The 15,677-nt window shown below is 38.5% G+C and carries 17 protein-coding genes; 15 read left to right on the forward strand and 2 right to left on the reverse strand.

Annotated features, from left to right (window positions below):
- Positions 1–316 precede the first annotated feature (316 nt).
- The 7 genes from MHN81_RS24565 to MHN81_RS24595 all read left to right on the forward strand — a co-directional run bounded on the left by MHN81_RS24565 (position 317) and on the right by MHN81_RS24595 (position 7,473).
- Positions 317–1,294 carry a transposase gene (locus tag MHN81_RS24565; protein WP_023401111.1) on the forward strand — a complete coding sequence of 326 codons (978 nt, stop codon included), beginning with the start codon at positions 317–319 and terminating at the stop codon, positions 1,292–1,294.
- A 753-nt stretch (positions 1,295–2,047) separates the two neighbouring features.
- On the forward strand, positions 2,048–4,408 hold the full coding sequence (locus MHN81_RS28290) for a kelch repeat-containing protein (protein ID WP_239427006.1): 2,361 nt from the start codon (positions 2,048–2,050) through the stop codon (positions 4,406–4,408).
- Positions 4,409–4,799: 391 nt separating this feature from the next.
- Positions 4,800–5,234, forward strand: coding sequence for a hypothetical protein (locus tag MHN81_RS24575; RefSeq protein WP_239427007.1), 435 nt, complete (start codon positions 4,800–4,802; stop codon positions 5,232–5,234).
- Between the two features lie 174 nt (positions 5,235–5,408).
- Entirely contained in the window at positions 5,409–5,666 is a 258-nt protein-coding gene (locus tag MHN81_RS24580) for a hypothetical protein (RefSeq protein ID WP_052027423.1), read from the forward strand.
- Between the two features lie 159 nt (positions 5,667–5,825).
- Positions 5,826–6,113 (forward strand): hypothetical protein, encoded by a 288-nt coding sequence (locus tag MHN81_RS24585; RefSeq protein WP_023401107.1) that lies wholly within the window; start codon positions 5,826–5,828, stop codon positions 6,111–6,113.
- A 324-nt stretch (positions 6,114–6,437) separates the two neighbouring features.
- Positions 6,438–6,620, forward strand: coding sequence for a hypothetical protein (locus tag MHN81_RS24590; RefSeq protein WP_239427008.1), 183 nt, complete (start codon positions 6,438–6,440; stop codon positions 6,618–6,620).
- 355 nt (positions 6,621–6,975) lie between these two features.
- On the forward strand, positions 6,976–7,473 hold the full coding sequence (locus tag MHN81_RS24595) for a lipocalin-like domain-containing protein (RefSeq protein ID WP_239427009.1): 498 nt from the start codon (positions 6,976–6,978) through the stop codon (positions 7,471–7,473).
- Between the two features lie 190 nt (positions 7,474–7,663).
- Here MHN81_RS24595 and MHN81_RS24600 read toward each other — a convergent pair whose 3' ends face one another.
- Positions 7,664–9,139, reverse strand: a complete 1,476-nt coding sequence (locus MHN81_RS24600) for an NAD(P)-binding protein (protein WP_239427010.1) — start codon at positions 9,137–9,139, stop codon at positions 7,664–7,666.
- A 55-nt stretch (positions 9,140–9,194) separates the two neighbouring features.
- Positions 9,195–9,893 (reverse strand): phosphoglycolate phosphatase, encoded by a 699-nt coding sequence (locus MHN81_RS24605; RefSeq protein WP_023401104.1) that lies wholly within the window; start codon positions 9,891–9,893, stop codon positions 9,195–9,197.
- Positions 9,894–10,425: 532 nt separating this feature from the next.
- On the opposite strand from MHN81_RS24605, the gene MHN81_RS24610 reads away from it, so the two are divergent.
- The 8 genes from MHN81_RS24610 to MHN81_RS24645 all read left to right on the forward strand — a co-directional run bounded on the left by MHN81_RS24610 (position 10,426) and on the right by MHN81_RS24645 (position 15,326).
- Positions 10,426–11,286: a hypothetical protein gene (locus MHN81_RS24610; RefSeq protein ID WP_239427011.1), complete on the forward strand. Its 861-nt coding sequence runs from the start codon at positions 10,426–10,428 to the stop codon at positions 11,284–11,286.
- A 63-nt stretch (positions 11,287–11,349) separates the two neighbouring features.
- Positions 11,350–12,048 (forward strand): hypothetical protein, encoded by a 699-nt coding sequence (locus MHN81_RS24615; protein ID WP_239427012.1) that lies wholly within the window; start codon positions 11,350–11,352, stop codon positions 12,046–12,048.
- 102 nt (positions 12,049–12,150) lie between these two features.
- Positions 12,151–12,525, forward strand: coding sequence for a type II secretion system protein GspG (locus MHN81_RS24620; RefSeq protein WP_239427013.1), 375 nt, complete (start codon positions 12,151–12,153; stop codon positions 12,523–12,525).
- Between the two features lie 39 nt (positions 12,526–12,564).
- Positions 12,565–12,864 (forward strand): hypothetical protein, encoded by a 300-nt coding sequence (locus MHN81_RS24625; RefSeq protein WP_023401099.1) that lies wholly within the window; start codon positions 12,565–12,567, stop codon positions 12,862–12,864.
- 94 nt (positions 12,865–12,958) lie between these two features.
- The gene (locus MHN81_RS24630; protein WP_239427014.1) at positions 12,959–13,441 is read left to right on the forward strand and encodes a hypothetical protein; all 483 of its coding nucleotides are present in this window, start codon (positions 12,959–12,961) and stop codon (positions 13,439–13,441) included.
- A 347-nt stretch (positions 13,442–13,788) separates the two neighbouring features.
- Positions 13,789–14,121 (forward strand): hypothetical protein, encoded by a 333-nt coding sequence (locus tag MHN81_RS24635; RefSeq protein WP_239427015.1) that lies wholly within the window; start codon positions 13,789–13,791, stop codon positions 14,119–14,121.
- 174 nt (positions 14,122–14,295) lie between these two features.
- Positions 14,296–14,592: a hypothetical protein gene (locus MHN81_RS24640; protein ID WP_239427016.1), complete on the forward strand. Its 297-nt coding sequence runs from the start codon at positions 14,296–14,298 to the stop codon at positions 14,590–14,592.
- 377 nt (positions 14,593–14,969) lie between these two features.
- Positions 14,970–15,326, forward strand: coding sequence for a DUF6559 family protein (locus tag MHN81_RS24645; protein WP_239427017.1), 357 nt, complete (start codon positions 14,970–14,972; stop codon positions 15,324–15,326).
- Positions 15,327–15,677 lie beyond the last annotated feature (351 nt).

Consider the following 15,677-nt stretch of genomic DNA (forward strand, 5'->3'; position numbering starts at 1 on the left):
TTTCACCGCTATTGTAGCGATAATAGATTGCTTTTCGTTCAAAGCTGTTAAGATGTTCATAAGGCATTTCTTAACTCCTAAAATGTAAGTGGTCGCACACTTACATTAGCAGAAGCTGAGAAGTGCCTTATTTCTATCTTGTTTTTATACTTGGTGCACTTGCATGTTGAATTCGGCCATATGGGACCATACATATGGGACAGACACAAATTTTTTGCGATATGTGATAGCCACAAATTTGTGGTCATAAATCTATTGCTTAAATTTTACTTTTTTACTACTGTTTAAATATCCAGTTTTTAGTGGGTGAATAGGAATGACAAGAGCAAGGAAAGCGCTAATAGATTTATCATCGACGTCTTATTATCACTTAATAGCACGGTGTGTACGCCGTGCTTTTTTGTGCGGAGAGGACAAGTATACGGGCAAAAATTTTGACCACAGACGAACATGGTTGGTAGAGCGAATAAAACAGCTAAGTGGTGTTTTTGCAATTGAAATAGCAGCGTACGCCATCATGAGCAATCACTATCATTTGGTTGTAAAAGTGAATAGGCACCAGGCTCTAGATTGGTCGGAAGCTGAAGTAATATCTAGGTGGTACAAGTTATACAAAGGTAGTCCAATCATTGATAGAGGCTTACGCGGTGAAACCCTGAGTAGGGCGGAGGAATTGCTTAAATCTGAGTTGATTGCAAAATGGCGTGCAAGGCTTTATGACATCAGCTGGTTTATGAAAAACCTTAATGAATACATAGCAAAGGAAGCAAACAAGGAAGACAACTGTACAGGCAAATATTGGGAAGGGCGATATAAATCACAAGCTTTATTAGATGAAACGGCATTGCTTAGTTGCATGGCGTATGTGGATTTAAACCCAATCCGAGCGAATATGGCAAACAAGTTAGAGGACTGCGACTTTACATCGATTCAAGAGCGAATAAAGCAATTCCAAAGCAGTAAAGCAAACATCAGAAAAACAGAGCCTCACATCAAACAACCCATATCACTAAAGTCGTTTGGCGGAAGAGAACAAGAACACGCATTACCATTTTTGTTTTTGGATTACCTCGAGCTCGTTGATTGGACGGGCCGTCATTTACACTCTAAAGAGAAAGGTTACATGTCAAAAGATATGCCCCATGTACTTGTGTCAATGAAAATTGAAGTGACGAGCTGGTTAGATAGGGTAAAAAATTATGGCAATCACTATGGAAACTTCGTAGGCACTGAAACAGTATTAAGAGTTCATGCAGCTAAAAATGACATGAACTGGTATAAGGGAGTCGGGTAGCATATTTTAGTTAAAGACATTATTCTCAATTTTAAGCTCATTCGTTTATGAAAATGAAAAAATTAATATTTTAAGTTTAATTCTCATGTAATTTTCTTTTTGGTATTTTTACCGAATGGTGAGAACCCTCTTTTGAGTAATATTTTAGTGCTTTGGTTTGGGCCTGTTAAAATGTGCCTGTCCACTTGTTTTATCCCCTTGTTTTATCCCCAGTCCACTTGTTTTATTCCTAAAACAGTATTAGTGGTTTATGTGGATAAAAATGGCATGTTCTAGTGTAAGGAAGTTTGGCTTTAAAGGTTAGTTAAAGCCTTTATTTTCAATTGAATTCTCATGCTATGGTCTTTTTGACATTTTTACGAGTGGTGCAAGCTCAATTTTGAACAATGTTCCAGCACTTTGATTTGGCCTGTTAAAATGTGCCTGTCCATTTTTCCACTACTTATCTACTTATTTTCTCGCTTTTCTATTTACTTACTTGTGGCTTTATCTTTTTGTGTTTTATTTGTTAGTAAATATTTAAATTCTGATTTTTCTTCTTAAATTTTTAGAAGCAGAAGATTGATGTATGTATTAATAATTTTATTCGCATATTTTCGATATGTCTTTTGGTTTATAATGTCGGAAATATAACAAATTAATTAAGTGATCTGCTTGTTTTTTGCACGGCTTGACTTGCTGTTTTCTGCATTTGTTAAGGCGTTGTGGGCAATTTTAGATTCATTTTTTTATAAAGTATAAAAGGTTTAAAAAGTGTTTAAAAAAAAGATAATTCCAGGTTTGCTTAGTGCTTTATTTTTAAGCGCGTGCGGCGGCGGAGGGGGCGAAACAGCTACAACTCCAACTCCAACTCCAGATCCAGTTTCAACTTCAAACTCTACGGTACAGATAGAGGGAGCCGTTCAAAAAGGCCCGTTTGTCATCGGATCAACAGTTACTGTTAATCAACTCTCTGCTGATGCGATTAATACAGACTCTACAGTAATCACCAACACAATTGATGATCTAGGGCGATTTAATTTTTTGTTGAATGACGGTTCCGACTTAATAGAACTATCTGGCACTGGGTACTACCGAAATGAGATCACAGGCGAATTATCTCAAGGCACCATAACATTACGCTCTGTCATAGGTTTATCTGACCGAGAAGAGCAGACAGCTTACATTAACCTCTTAACTCACCTCACAAGTCAACGAGTTAGAAGTCTGATCAGTGAAAGTGGACTAAACTTCGATGATGCTAAAAACCAAGCTGAACGCGAATTTCTCACCACTTTTAGTGAAGTCATTCCTAACTCTACTGAAAATAATTTTGCATCTTTATCTATTTACGATGATGAGTTATCCAGTGGAAGCCCTTATTTACTTTCAGTTTCCTCAATTTTATATAGATATGCATTAAATCAATCCAATGCCAACTCTACGAATCCAGATGCTGAGTTAACACAACTCTTAAATGAGTTGGAAGCTGACTTTGGAGAAGATGGAGCCATCGACGATACTCAGTTGCTGGAATCGTTGCGTGCAACCATTCCCGAGATAGATCCATCTTTAGTGTCAAGAAATCTAGATGACTGGATTGATGGCGTAGAAGGGTTTGAAAGAGTAGACATTAACGAATACTTAGATACCGATTTGGATGGTATTTTCAATTCAATAGACACGGATGATGATAACGATGGTATTGAGGATGAATTCGATACATCGCCATACCAACAAAACTTTATCGTAGCGGACCAAGCAGTCGAAGTTGACGAAGACCAATCCATAGAAGTCAATATTGAAACCAACAATCCGTTGGGCATCGAGGTTAGCGTCGAGATTATAACATCAACCTCTAATGGGGTAGTTTCTGGAAATTACCCGACCTTAAGGTATTCTCCTAACGCAAATTTCGAAGGTAACGATACCTTTTCATACCAATTAAAGCAGGGTGAAATTTCAAGTGAAATAGCAACTGTGAAAGTGAGTGTTATTGGTGAAAATGACGTACCTTTAATTACAGGAACCCCAGTAACTGAAACTGTGGCTTATAATGCGTACTCGTTTGTTCCAACGATTTCGGATATAGAGAATGATTCACTTGAATTTAGTGTTCAAAACTTGCCTTCTTGGGCTTCTTTTGACTCCCTGACAGGTGAGATTGCGGGTGCTCCAAGCAATGAAAATGTCGGTGTTTATCCCGAAATTATTATTTCTGTCACTGACGGTGAAAGCTCCGCCCAACTTGAAGCGTTTGACCTTGAAGTGGTGAGCAATCCTTGGCAAGTATTACCAAATCTGCCTACGTATAGGCGTGGCCCTGAAGGAGTTGAGATAAACGGGAAAATATACGTACTTGGCGGTCTAAACCAAAATAACGAGCATATGAGCGATGTGGACGTTTTCGATACGTCTACTAAAAGCTGGGAGTCAATTACAAGCATGCAGCTAGCTCGATGGAGCCATACAGCTAATGCCATTGATAATCAAATCTATGCTATCGGAGGTCAGTCAACTGTAAGTATCGGAGGTAATTCTACTATAAGTTCTGTGGAAGTATTTAACTTGGAAACTCAACAATGGACTGCTAGGGCTTCTATGGACACTCCACGCGATAATCACGCGAGCTGCGTATATGACGGTGAGATATATGTATTTGGAGGAAGGAACGGACCTACTACATTAACCACGGTTGAAAAGTATAACCCAGCAGATGACTCATGGTCTTATAGGGAATCTAACTCAAATCTAGGGTGGGGTAGCCAGTGTGTAACTTTTGGCGGTGAAATATATGTGTTTGGTGGAGCAAGTAACGAAAAAGGGTTCGAAGTATATGATCCAGTTTCTGATTTATGGGTAAGATCAGGCGAATTAAATCAACCCATGCGATACGGGTTTTCTGTTGAAGCTATTGAACGGAATATATACATAATCGGCGGATATGTTGCGCGTGATACTGTACACGTTTTTGATACAGCCAGTTCAATCTGGAGTGAAAATACTGCAATGCCAATAGGTAAACAAAGTATGGGTTCTGTCATGTTGAATGGCGCCATTTACCTTTTTGGCGGTGTAAACGGTTCTGTTGACAATGTCCCTTCTTTCGAAAAGTATGACCCTGCATTCGAATAGAGCTGCAGTCTTAACAGCATAGCAAATTGCTCCTGTTGGCATTTTATCATTACAGCTTTTGTGCTTGATAGCACAAAAGCTGTAGAACCAAAATTACAGCAGAGCAAGGCGCTATGTGAATAAGGAGCGCAATATTGGAAAAATAGGGTGGGACAGTCATACAGTTTTTCTGTGAATTACCTGAATGTTCAGGGACATGAATGAGTGCAAAATACTAGTTTACACCTGATAAAAAGCTAATTAGGCCAATTGCTTATAGAATGACTTCGGTAAGGCCTTTTAAAATGTGTCTGTCCATTTCTTTTTTTATTTCTTTTTTATATTTCTTCTTTAGTTTATGAAAATTTCGTTATGTACTTTGGTATTCTCAATATTCTTTAGCCTAGGGGTTTTGGCATGTCCAGTACCGCCTCCTGGTTATGGTTTAACGCATGCTGAACTGGTCCAGAAAACACCAACGATAGTGTTAGCTAAAACTATCAAAATAACTGATAAAGTTGTAGTGTTTGAGGTAATTGAAAATATAAAAGGTCAAACTGAAAAAGAGTTCTTCTGGAGACGTTCCAGAATACCTAAATCAGTAAAACATATAAGTACCGATTTTAATCGCCATATTGAACCTGCTTTTTGGTCTAGCTCTATACTGGTGAGAAGAGCCCCAGTTTCAAAAGGTGGAATGTGCAATATCGCATTTACTTATGAACTCGGAGAGGTTTACCTCGTTTTCCGTGAGTCGTGGGGGCATGCTCATTCAAATGAAATCATTAAATCCAAAGGTGATAAGTGGTTAGCCTTTGTGAAAGAGTCCGTAGTAATCGGCTCGTAACAAGTTACCTAAAAGTGGGTGAAAAAACAGTTGGCTTACGTACCTTCACAACTAATTTGAGTCAGCTATTTATCACCGTTAATTAAAACGCTAACTATCTAAATGCATATGAGTACCTGGAAACCGATAACAAAAAGCCACCTTGAAGGAATCATTGAAATCTCAGAATTTGAAATGAGTTCAAGAGCCAAAATTGTGTGGCAAAAAATAAAGTTACCCGAGCTTCAAAAGTGGGAACTGTCGCCACTTGGTGATGAAGGAGGTGGGTTTTGGGTTGTAGCTATTTATGGTAATTGTTGCTTGTATTTCAATGATATTGAAGGGGGCTTCAATGAAAGTACTTTTACATGCTGGGGAGAGATAGATGAATACCTTTCCAACCAGAGTGAATTACATCATTTTGTAGAGTCTGTGTTTATTAACCGAGGTTAGGTTGTTAATAAAGCGGTTAAATCGCATATAAAACAGTAGGCTTGCGGCCATTCTTCGCGTAGTTTAACCTGTTATTTTTCCGTTTGTTAAAATGTTATGTGCTTTAGATAGCTCAGGCATTTTGAAATCAATACATGAGAATATCAAAGGAGTTATGAAATGTTTATTATTCAATTAAAGTTATCAGACAACAAATCCCGAGCCAAAGACTTTATGGAAGGCCATAAAGAGTGGCTTCAAGCGGGGTTCGATACGGGCGTTTTTATGTTATCTGGAAGCTTACAGCCTAACGCAGGTGGTGGCATTATCGCAGTAAACGTGTCTAAAGAAGAAATTGAAAGAATAGTCGCGGAAGATCCTTTTGTTATTGAAAATGTAGTTAAGTCTGAAATCATCGAGTTGACCCCATCTAAAGCGGATGAACGCTTGTCTTTTTTATTAGATTAGTCAGTAGTATAAGGTAAGAAATAAGTTTGGGCAGACATAAACTTCCTTTATCAGATGCAGGGCAATTGATACATACACCAAAACAGCAGGCTTGTGCTCGTTCGTCGCTAAGTTTAGCCTGCTATCTTGCATCAGAGTTAAGCTTGCTGAGAAACCTGGAGTAACGCAAGCCCAAATTGCCAAAGAATTGGTATAAGTGCGCGGCAAGTATCGAGCTGGAAGCGCTTATTTAAACTACTCTCCGATAAGCAGTTTAATACCTTAGATGATGTAGGCCATTACAAAGAGTAATACGAAGAGCAGCTACGTCTTCACAAGTATACTGTGGTAAAACTTCACAACAACGAACCCAAATCAAAAATCAAAGACGGACATCATTTATGTGTGGATATGACAGAGCAGCCCATTACGCAAGCAACGAATATGGCTACAGCAACAAGAGGTGTGACGCTAGGGCTAACCATTCACCCAGAAAGAAGCGCAATGCAATCAATGAAAAATAGATAACAAACTACGTGAATTACCTTGAAAGGTTAAGCGTTAAGCGAAGTTTGAGCCCCAAAGGCAACAGCTGGGATTAAACGGCGATAGAGTCTTGTTATACGAGATTGAAAGTTGAATTAATCTATGTGAAGAATTCTCAGTCGATAGCAAATGCGCGTTCAGGTATATTTGGGTACAAGCAGTATTTAATAGGCACAAAAGAAGATATTTTGAAAATGACGGGTTGAGCCCTGTCGAATTTGAGAGCGAGCGCGAAAGCGGTATAGATAGGCGTTTATTTTTATTGACAACACCAGCTTTCAGGTAATTTATTTCTGATAGTGCCACTGATTTTTAAAATAATATGGATATGTGAGCAATGAGAATTTTATTTACTTTAGTACTAGCGTTAGGGTTTCTTAGCGGGTGCTTAACAGTAAACAGCAGCCGTCAAGCAGACACGCTAGAAGGTGAGTGGCAATTAGAATTAGAAACACTAGTTATAGGCGACCAGAAATACACCACCTTCGATGGTAAAAGTCGTGAAATGATTAAAATATTTACTGATAGCCATTTTGCGTTTTCAAGTATTGGTAATAACCGACCAAGGTTTAGCTCGTTTCAACTGACGAAAGAACAAAAAGTTGTAGCGTTTGATAATTTTGGTGGTTCTTTGGGTCGCTATAGCTACGAAGATAATATATTGACGGAACATATCGAATATTCCAGTTTTCCAAATTATGAGGGGGTATCCATTCCTTTCAAAATAACAATAACGGGTGACACTATGGTTCAAGAAGGAACCTATCCGCTTATTGAGCTTGGTCTAGGGGATCAAGACGGATATTTACGTGCGACTTTCAAACGTATTAAATAGGCATTAAAAGCGTTGTAAATAAAACATAACCAAAACCAAGAACAGCATGGGACAGGCACAAATCCATTTAACGACAGACTTAAGCTCTATCAGCCATCAAAAAGGCCAGGTTAAATATTGCTCATACTCTTACTGTTCAGATCAAATTAAAGAACGGCTGAAGATTTTGACAGATCTAGAGCCGTTGTAATTATTTACCTAATGTTTTTGGCATTGTTCGCCTAGCGAGGTCTACAGGAAAACCGCGCTCTTTTGCAAGATATTCTGCCCGTTGAGCAATTTGCTGCTCTGTTATATCACTAGTTGCAGAAGTATCAACAAAAGCACTGTGACAGTATTTTGAGTATCTGCCAGTTAATAAGCCAAGTTCTACGAGCTTATCAATGATAGTGTTTGCAGCCGGCAGGGCAGATGATGCCTTGACGATTTCACATCGCGCATAGCTATTTGATTGAAAAGCAACATCGGCAACTCGTAATGTCGCATCTTCCCCCGGTATCTGCTGCGCACCATACATCGGACGCCCGCCAATATCAGCACTATTAAACGCAGGGATAAAGCCAGCTACTTTTTCAATGGCTTTGGTGGTTCTTTCATTAATTACCTGCTCGTCCCACTGATGATTGACTTTGTCGATGTATTTGTTCGGTAACTCTGGCTGGGCACTTTCTTGCTTCGATGAGACTAAGCCATCTTCAAAAAGGGTTATGTCAGGTGTCATTGCATGTATTTGAAAATAACCATTAGGGTAGGGGGTTAATTGGGTCATGCCATTTTTGGTGCCTCGAGTGCCATGAAAAATAACTTCAGGCCAATTAGTCTGGTCGTTGTTCCAACGGCTAATGTAAGCGGCTTTAAATTCAACCATTCGCTGTGGCTTAAGCCCTACCATGTCGTCGATAGTACCAGTTCTAAACCCACACGCATTAATCAAATAGTCTACTTCAAACGTTTCATCTGCACCCGAGCGCTTTGTCTCTATGTGCCATTTTTGAGCACTGTTTTGCGAAACTGAAGTGACTTGGGTGTTTGTCAATAATTCACAATGCTGACTGTTTTCTAGGGCTAAACTGGTCAATGCTGCTAGTCTAAAAACGCTAATGCCATATTCTTGAACCAAAAACACGGGAAATTTAAGCTGAGTTAAATCAGTTTGTTTAGCAAAAGCTATCATCCATTCGTCAGGAGTTTTTGGGAGCTTTGGCACGGTTAATTGCGATAGCCTTTCGAGGTCTGAACGTTGGTATAACCTAAAATACTCTGATGCTGGCCCCAAAATATCGTTTTGTGGATCTGACGCGACTAGTCGCTGATACTCTTGCTGAAGCACTGTTAGCCTTGATACAACGTCGCTTGGCTCTCCGTTATCGTGCGATGGTACCGCTACGATTGTTGGTCTGTAATCGATAGCGTCTTGATATAGTTTTGCAGTGTTGATCGATTGTTGTAACAGATCGATACATTGTTGGTCTGATATTTCTCTATATAAATTGCCGCCTGCGTGTAGGTGACACATTGGTGGACCATTAACTAGGCTACTTTCTTTTTCAAAAAGTAATACATTGGCGCCTTGTTGGCTTAGTTTTAATGCGATAGTGGCACCGCCAATACCACCGCCTATGATTCCTACGCGGGTATTGGCGTGCTCAAAGTGTTTATTTAGCATGTTCTAGAAAGTAATTGAAATGATAAAACGATAAACCTTGGGAAGGTTGATACTCTTAATGTGTAGGTTCCGTTATTGGAACTAGGGCTTCAATGATATCTGCAAAGTTATCTAATACCAGTGATGCGCCATGACTGTTAATGTCTTCACCATGATTATATCCATAGGTTAAACCGATGCTTTGCATGCCTGCCGCTGTCGCTGCAAAAATATCGTTTTTCGAGTCACCTATCATTAAGCACGACGAGGGGGAAACGCCAAGAGTTTCACATACATAAGTTAGTTGCATTGGATCTGGTTTGCGTTTTGGCAGGCTGTCACCGCCTACAACCATTTCGAAAAAGTCATTTAAACCTAAATGTTTCAAGATCGGGCGAACAAACTGTTCTGGTTTGTTTGTTACAATCACCAAGCGATAACCGCTGCTATGCAGAGACTCTAATGTGCTTTTTACATTAGGATATAGTGTTGTCTCAACGCATACATTCTGGTCATAGAATGATAGGAATTTTGAAAGCGCTTTTTCGACGTAAGTGGTATCTAAATCAGGGGCAATATCAATACTGCCTGATAATGCTCTTTTGGTTAACACCGCTGCACCGTTACCAACCCAACTACGAATAGTTTCTGTAGGGTAGGGGGTCATGTTTAATGCGTTTAGCATTTGATTAATACTGAGCGCCAAATCTGGCACACTGTCGATTAATGTTCCATCTAAATCAAATAGCAATACGTCTTTGTTGGTGAATTTCAATGTAAATTCCTACTTTCTAATGTTTGCCCTAATTCAAATCCGCGCTAGTGTATCTTTAAAAGGACTAGCATTCTATGGTTTACCTAGCTAAATTTTTGTCTTTGTGTAGCCTTGTTAGGTTACCTGTCTTTAATATTAATTATGTTATGGTGGCCTCATGCCTTTTATCGAAAAGAGGGTGTTATACGGCTTCTTTGCATATACGGTTCAAAAATAGTGTGAATATTAGTTTTCCCTATAAAAAGCAATAAGCTGCATGGGGTAATCAAGTTTATTCGGATAGAGAGCCTAATCCAGCTCGACAGCTTAAAACAATGCTAACCAAGTAGGCAGTTTTTTTGCAGGATGTTTTCGCTTCGCCAAAAATTTTATCCATACATTATCAATCCCTTAGAATGGCGCTGTATGCATCCAATAGATGGATTGTCGCTTCCAGAGAAAAACCATCTTAAAGTCATAAGAACGTCAGGTCTTTTCTCCCGATTAAACTAAACTGACTGCCACTCTAATCAGCTTCAAATAAGGACAAATCATGAAGCATATTTGCATTTCAGTTACCCTGCTGTTTTTGGTTCTAACTATGAGCAGCAAAAGCCATAGTCAAGTTATACGTTTAGCCCCTGTAGGCCCTTATTTTGGGCAAAAACCGCCAGGTTTAACTCCCGAAGTGTTTGCGCCTGATATTGTTTCCTCAGAACATCATGAGTGGGGCGCTGTGTTCACTCCCGACATGAAAGAGTTCTACTTTTCTAGGAAAAACAACAAAAGTAAAAAAGAATCGCATTTTGTTCTTAAATTCGAGAATAATCGATGGCACGAGTCGGAAGTAGAGCGAGGGGTGGGCGGGTCTATCTCTCCTGATGGTAAAACTATGTATTATACAAATAAATATAGAGAGCGAATCGATGGTGGATGGTCAGAGTTAAAAAGTCTTGGTTCAGAGTATGAAAACATCGACATCATGGCCCTTACGGTTTCCTCAAAAGGCACTTATTTTTTTGATGAATATCGTAGGGGAGGAGGAGGTCTTCTTCGATATGCTCGCCTGAACAATGGTAAACGTGAAGCACCAAAACCCCTCAGCAAAGAGTTGAACACCGGAAGAGTGAATATCCATCCCTTTATTGCACCGGATGAGTCTTATATTTTGTGGGATAGCAGAAGAGATGGCGGCTATGGTGGTAGCGATATCTACGTTAGTTTTCGACAAGAAGACGGCTCATGGGGGGCTGCCATTAACTTAGGAGATAAGATAAACACGAGTACCTCACAAAATGGAGGATACGTAACACCAGATGGCAAATATCTTTTCTTTAATAGCCCTGATAAATCAGGAAATGGAGATTTCTACTGGGTAGATGCGCAAATTATTGAGAAACTTAGACCGAAATGATAAATAATATGGCTACCGCAGTAAGCGCGACTCGCGTTGTAAGCTACCCGTTATTTGGTAATTATGAGTAAAAAAGTAAAGTACATAATATCCTTTTGTTTATTAGTAGCCATAGTCATTAAGTTTGGCCCTATATTGTGGGGCATTTACTTAATTGATAAATCAAAGAGCGAGGCGGGCGGAGATAAGGTCTTTACTGGGCTAGTTACTGTCACATTTAAAAAAGTAACCTCCAAGCCTTCAAACCACTTTGATTTGGGCTTTCTTTCAATTGGACTACCAGATGGCTTTGTGGATGATAAGTTAGATGAATTTAAGCCAGTAATGCATTCTTTTTCAGCAGAAACTGATGGGTCAATTATCATTTCGAATATGTCGTTAGAGGATATGCATACTGGTTATTTAGTTTCAAGTTTAAAACGTGGTAATACTGTTGGAATTGATTTTATGAACAGTGAGTTAGAGCTGTTTTTAACATTAACTAATTTAAAGCCGGATAGGGTTGATGTCTTTAGCTCTCTATTAGAAGTAAGCCAAATGTTGGTGCTGTTGAATTTGAGAGTACTTTATGTATATAAGTCTGAAAAGGAATTTTATTACTTTAGAGTAGATGAGCACCTAGAGGCAATCCAGCTGGTTGAGGATCTCGATGGGGGTCGAATTTTACTATTTCACAATAAAAATTGGTTGGCGGAAATACACTATCAATCTTTAACACAAGAAAGTATAAACGTACTACTTTCAAATATTCAGGTAAAGTAAAAAGCTTGTAACAAACACTTAAACCACAAAAGTCTTAGTCACTAAATATAGCCAGCATTTATGCCCCACTTGTTTGGCATTATGAAACCAACGAGGTCACCTGTGATAAAAAAGAGAGTATGTTGGGCGCTTGGAGCCTTGCTTGTTGCCGTATTGGTCTTAATAGTGATGCCACAATTCAAGAATAAACATCATTGTGACAGCGTTCCTCCTAAAGAAGTGCGTGATATAGCAGCGTTAGAAGCGGCTATAAAAGTGTATTATATAAATCATCAAACTTACCCTCATACCCTATCAGATTTGATTGGATCTAAAGTGAGTATTATTAATTCAATACCTTTAGATAGTAGGGGGAACGAGTATAAATATAATAATCCTGCTAAGGTCTCCAATAAAAGGTTTGAGGTTATTTCACTAGGTGCAGACAACAAAATAGGCGGCGAGGGTGATAATCGAGATATTTTCTTGATCAATTAGTTAGCCGATTTTACTGACGTTATGTAACGGTTGGGCCATATGAAATCAAAGATCAACTTTTGTGGAGAAGTTATTACTCTCTTTGCAACAACCAATGATAAAAATTGGGGTAGAGGACTCGAAATAGGTTTTAGGTATAATGGCATTGATTGCAAAGTTGGCTTTTACTGCCACCCCGAATTTGATAACTTTGACAGCTGCAATACCCTTTCGCATGAAGAGCTGTTCGAGAGAGCCGTTTCTATAGTAGGCTCTGATGAGTATAGTCAAAAGATCTTAGAGGCTTCTACTAATGGCCTGTGTTTACTCCTTGCGTTGAATGGCGTGAACATTACATAACAAATTATTCAAAAGTGTGGAAAACACTTGGCTTTTGCTCCACCGCCGCTTATTTGAGCCTGCTCAGACTGCATTATCCTTTTCGGAAAGTAAAATGAAGTACATTGTTATCTCAGACGATAAAATAGATTTTAAAGCTAGTAAGTGGTTATTGGAGGGGGCGGTTATTGCAGGCTGTGATCGTTTTTCTTTAGACTTCGATTCTGTTTCTTGCGCTACCAGCATACGTCACAAAGAAAAATTACGACAAGAACTTGAACCCTATTATATGGGAGAGGCGGTATTAGAAAAGCTTGTTGTGTATCGTCCAAACCCATTTTTTCAAAAACAAGAAATCTGGAAATTAAACAGGGACAGTCAAAAAATTATTATGTCTCATATGGGGCGTAACTTATTGGACTGGAACAAAGCCATCAATTCAGGAATACTTAATTGGCGCTTTTACATAAAGGAGAAGTTACGAGCAGGGTCTGCATATCAAGACGACTACTTTATATTCTATGGTATACCAGAATTCGTTTTAGAGGTGCTTAAAGAAAAAAACGTATTAATAAGTGAGGGTAACGCGATACAATAGCCAATTAAGTTCACGGCTGTAATCGCCTTGCTTAGCTACGTTTAGCAGTTTGACTCATCGTTGTCAGCCCTTTATTAGGGCGGAATAAGTATCTAAGGAAGTTTCGACATGTCGAAGATTGATGACCAGTTTTATAGCCAAACCTTTTTAATCCGTTGCGCAGATATCAATTGGATTCGTAAAAATTTAGTATATATTTTGAGCCAGTAATAAATACAAGTATTGACCACTTATTATCTTTAATCCCTTTTTTAGTAGTGCTGTTTTTGGTCATTAAGTTTCCTGTTATAACTCAAGTTGCCTCTGATATAACGAAAACTAAAAGAACAACCTTGGTGGGAGCCTTTGTGGCTATATGCCTGTTGGCTATCTCAGCTGAAATCTCTCAATATCATGAGAAAGTTGAAGTAAGAAATATTATTGAAAACAAAGAGTTTCAGCAAGTTCAAGGCTGTATTAGCAACTATGAATCACGCAAACCTAAAGCGGGCACCTTGATTGAGTCATTTAGTATCGAAGGGGTGGAATTTTACTTTAGTAATCATGATGCAGGGCCATATTTTCATGGGGGGTTGCATAACGATAACTTTTTCAAAAACGGCCGATGTGTTTCCATTGATTACATATTAGATGGAAATAAAAATAAAATCTTGAAAATTGTTAAGTTAACAACAGCTTAAAGTCGATTTGTTAATGGTGGCAAAAAATATTAATAATGACATTCGATGATAGCTCAGTGTTAGGTAGTAAAGCCTTTCCGCGCTTAAGCCTGAACTAATAAAAATGGTGAAAGCAGAGCTATCAAGTAACTAAAAAATGCTTCAATTCGGGGCGTTATATTCTCATGGAGGCTTATGTACTCTGAACCATGGAATGACATAGAAGATTATTGTTCTTCACACAAATTAGCACTATTGACAGAAATAGTCGCGGAGCTTTCTATTGGTCATGTATTGTATGGTAAAAATATAGAAATTCTTGCAAAGCGAGAAGATAGAGATGATGTTTTGGTCAATTCTGAAGGTAAGTATTTTATTGTTCATTTAACTTGGTCAAACAGCAAAGAAGCATTACCGTATCCAAAAACAGAGCTTTATGACTCGGTTGAGTTACTTCGCAAGAAGCTTAAGAAAGATACCTATGACTTTTGAGTATTCAAGTGTTTAGCATATCAGTCAAACCGTTGAAGCAAAACAGCAGGTTTGCGCTTATGTATTTTTAATTATGTTTTGCTTTTTATACTGTTCAAGGCACACATTAATATAAAGGTGAACATTTGAGTCAGCAATGCAAAAAATGTAATAGTAAGATCAATCCTATAAAGCTTGAGCCAGGCCATTATTCACACTTTAAATGTCCTGTTTGTGGTACAGATGTATCAAGCAATAGGGGTAACGGTTATCTTGCTCTAATTGTCATTGGTTTAATTGCTTGGGCTTTAGCATTTGCTTATCACCATTTGACGTAAGAGTTTCAGTAAATCCAAGTATAAATGTTTCATTGTATAGTTAGGCTTTAAGGAGGGATTATGTTTTTAGCAAAATATAAAAAGAAGAGAGCAATAAGAAGTTACATACTCCGTCTAGGTAAAGACCTTTCGAGAAGGTATGGCAAAAGTAAAACTTATACAGCTGGACAAGTTGAAAAAACTGTTCATGACGAAGGTTATAACTGGAGGCATATCTGTTACGCCCATGCTTTATATACAAGTATGAAACAGTTCAATAAATGGCAAGACGAACGTGGCGAAAGTTGTGACTATAACGAGATGCGAGAGGAGGTGTCAGATACATTTTTTGGCGGTGATATATCGTATATTGAGTCAGGTAGCTTTTGTGATGATTCCGCGGGAGGAAGTGGCGGTGACGGTGGGGGCTCAGATTAACCCGAGCAAGCCATTTAAATTAGGAATATAACAGTTGGTTGTATTCCTCGGTTTTCAGCAAAAATTCTAACAAATAAAAAGTGCGGTTATTAAGTGGCTGGCTTTAATCACAAAACATAAATATTAGCATGCTATTTTTTACAGTTATGACTACTAGTTTCAATCGTTATTTTATCGGCCTTTACAGAGAATTCAGAGCAACGGATGCTTCCTCTTATAGATAATTAATCAGATGATAATTGGAAGAGCATTGGCATTTTATGATTCTAACGAGTCCAACATTTATATCTATGCGCTGGTCAGAACTTATTTAATAATGGCGTTAAAAGCTTGGCAAGTACTCATTTATTG

Origin of the sequence: Pseudoalteromonas sp. Of7M-16 (assembly GCF_022347805.1) — a bacterium.
Classification (GTDB): Bacteria; Pseudomonadota; Gammaproteobacteria; order Enterobacterales; family Alteromonadaceae; genus Pseudoalteromonas; species Pseudoalteromonas luteoviolacea_F.

Bases quoted from the DNA above. Each gene is read 5' to 3' on its own strand.
- MHN81_RS24630 (WP_239427014.1), top strand. From the start codon at position 12,959: ATGAAGTACATTGTTATCTCAGACGATAAAATAGATTTTAAAGCTAGT.
- MHN81_RS24585 (WP_023401107.1), top strand. From the start codon at position 5,826: ATGTTTATTATTCAATTAAAGTTATCAGACAACAAATCCCGAGCCAAA.
- MHN81_RS24645 (WP_239427017.1), top strand. From the start codon at position 14,970: ATGTTTTTAGCAAAATATAAAAAGAAGAGAGCAATAAGAAGTTACATA.
- MHN81_RS24640 (WP_239427016.1), top strand. From the start codon at position 14,296: ATGTACTCTGAACCATGGAATGACATAGAAGATTATTGTTCTTCACAC.
- MHN81_RS24595 (WP_239427009.1), top strand. From the start codon at position 6,976: ATGAGAATTTTATTTACTTTAGTACTAGCGTTAGGGTTTCTTAGCGGG.
- MHN81_RS24565 (WP_023401111.1), top strand. From the start codon at position 317: ATGACAAGAGCAAGGAAAGCGCTAATAGATTTATCATCGACGTCTTAT.
- MHN81_RS24610 (WP_239427011.1), top strand. From the start codon at position 10,426: ATGAAGCATATTTGCATTTCAGTTACCCTGCTGTTTTTGGTTCTAACT.
- MHN81_RS24615 (WP_239427012.1), top strand. From the start codon at position 11,350: ATGAGTAAAAAAGTAAAGTACATAATATCCTTTTGTTTATTAGTAGCC.
- MHN81_RS24580 (WP_052027423.1), top strand. From the start codon at position 5,409: ATGAGTTCAAGAGCCAAAATTGTGTGGCAAAAAATAAAGTTACCCGAG.
- MHN81_RS24625 (WP_023401099.1), top strand. From the start codon at position 12,565: ATGAAATCAAAGATCAACTTTTGTGGAGAAGTTATTACTCTCTTTGCA.
- MHN81_RS24600 (WP_239427010.1), bottom strand. From the start codon at position 9,139: ATGCTAAATAAACACTTTGAGCACGCCAATACCCGCGTAGGAATCATA.